2 protein-coding genes are annotated in these 1,526 nt (G+C 62.0%); both read right to left on the bottom strand.

Annotated features, from left to right (window positions below; translation table 11 throughout):
• Positions 1-345 (bottom strand): hypothetical protein, encoded by a 345-nt coding sequence (locus NKI79_RS33090; protein WP_352807491.1) that lies wholly within the window; start codon positions 343-345, stop codon positions 1-3.
• The gene (locus NKI79_RS33085; protein ID WP_254820775.1) at positions 342-1,445 is read right to left on the bottom strand and encodes an IS5 family transposase; all 1,104 of its coding nucleotides are present in this window, start codon (positions 1,443-1,445) and stop codon (positions 342-344) included. The genes NKI79_RS33090 and NKI79_RS33085 overlap by 4 nt, the downstream gene beginning before the upstream one ends.
• Positions 1,446-1,526 lie beyond the last annotated feature (81 nt).

The raw sequence follows: 1,526 nt of genomic DNA, 5'->3' as shown, positions 1-1,526 counted from the left end.
CTAGCAGGCTGTTGAAGAAGTATGTCGCGCGGCCTTGAGGATGACCTCATCGCCGTTGTGATAGGCAAACGTGATTTCGATGGAGCCATCGTCGAGCAATTCGGCATGGCCATCGCCTGTGACTTCGTCCATCTCGTCGCAGCCGTTCCAGGTAAAGAAGACCATTGATGGGCCGTAACTGAGATCAAGGCCGGCTTGCAGGGCGCCAAAGGTAATCTCGCCGTTGTTGTCATCGCCGATGGTGATCGTGGCCGGGCCGCAGAGGTTGAGATAGCCGCGGTCCCACAGATCGGCCTCGACGATGCGCCAGTGGCCGACCAACTGGCAGCCCGCGGGCGCGCTCATGCTGGCACCGCCAGCAGCTTCGGCAGTCGCACCAGATTGTAGGCAGCGGCTGCGAAGGTGAAGGCCCATCCGACACGGTCGCGACCGCGGAACCTGGTCTTGTGCTGGCCGGCTACGACCTTGATCCAACCGAACGCCTCTTCGATGCGCTTCCTGATGCGCTGGCTGACGGCATAGCCGCCATGCCGCGTCGTGCGCCCGTCGATCGCGGAACTGCGACCGCTCGTATTCTGCGCTACATGCGGCGTCACCCTCATCGAGCGCAGCTCATTGACGAAGTCTTCCGCGTCGTAGGCCTTGTCGGCGCCGAGCGTGATCGCCTGTGGCCGCTCCGCTCGAGGTTCGATCATGTGCAGTGCGGCCACCCGCTCAGCATGTCCGTCGGCCAGTGTCAGGCAAGCGTCGACTAGCAGGCCGTGGCGGTTCTCCATCAAGCCATGTCCCATAAAGCATAGCTTGGCCTCCTTGCCTTTGCCCTTGCGATAGAGCCGGGCATCCGGATCGGTGGTCGAGGCATGTGTGTCGTTGGAGCGCTTGTGGCCATGGAAGTCCGCTTCCGCGTTTCGCCCGCCCCCTTCAGCCGGCGGCTCACCATGACCACCGCTTGGGCCGTCCTTCGGTTTGACGCTCTTTATCGATGCCCACGCCTCGATCAGTGTGCCGTCGACCGAGAAGTGGTCCGTAGACAGAAGCTTCTTCACCTTGGGCTGCGCCAGCACTGCGCCTAAGAATTTCGCCGCGATATCACCTTCCAGCAACCGGTCGCGGTTCTTTGAGAACACCGAATGGTCCCAGGCCGCGTCATCGACGCCGATGCCGACGAACCAGCGGAACAGAAGGTCGTATTCCAGCCGTTCCATCAAAAGCCGCTCCGAGCGGATCGAGTAGAACGCCTGTAGCAGCATCGCTCGCAGCAGCTTTTCCGGCGGGATCGAAGGCCGCCCCATCGGCGAATATAGCGCCGCCAAGTCCCGCTCCAACGCTGCCAGCGCCTCGTTCACAATCGCCCGAATGCGGCGCAACGGATGATCGCGCCGCACCCGAGCCTCGAGATCAACATAACTGAACAGTTCGCCAGACCGTTCGTCTCCGCCGCGCATGCCTCGCTCTCCGAATCTCTCCGAAGACACTGAATCACGCTCACAGCCTCGCTGCGAGCCACTTTTTCAACAGCCTGCTAG

The sequence above is a fragment of the Mesorhizobium sp. M0340 genome (assembly GCF_040321535.1).
Lineage (GTDB): Bacteria > Pseudomonadota > Alphaproteobacteria > Rhizobiales > Rhizobiaceae > Mesorhizobium.
Note: the sequence above shows the minus strand (reverse complement) of the source record. Positions and strands in the feature narration are given on the sequence as shown.

Coding starts and splice junctions, on each gene's coding strand:
- NKI79_RS33090 (WP_352807491.1), bottom strand. CDS start 345: ATGAGCGCGCCCGCGGGCTGCCAGTTGGTCGGCCACTGGCGCATCGTC.
- NKI79_RS33085 (WP_254820775.1), bottom strand. CDS start 1,445: ATGCGCGGCGGAGACGAACGGTCTGGCGAACTGTTCAGTTATGTTGAT.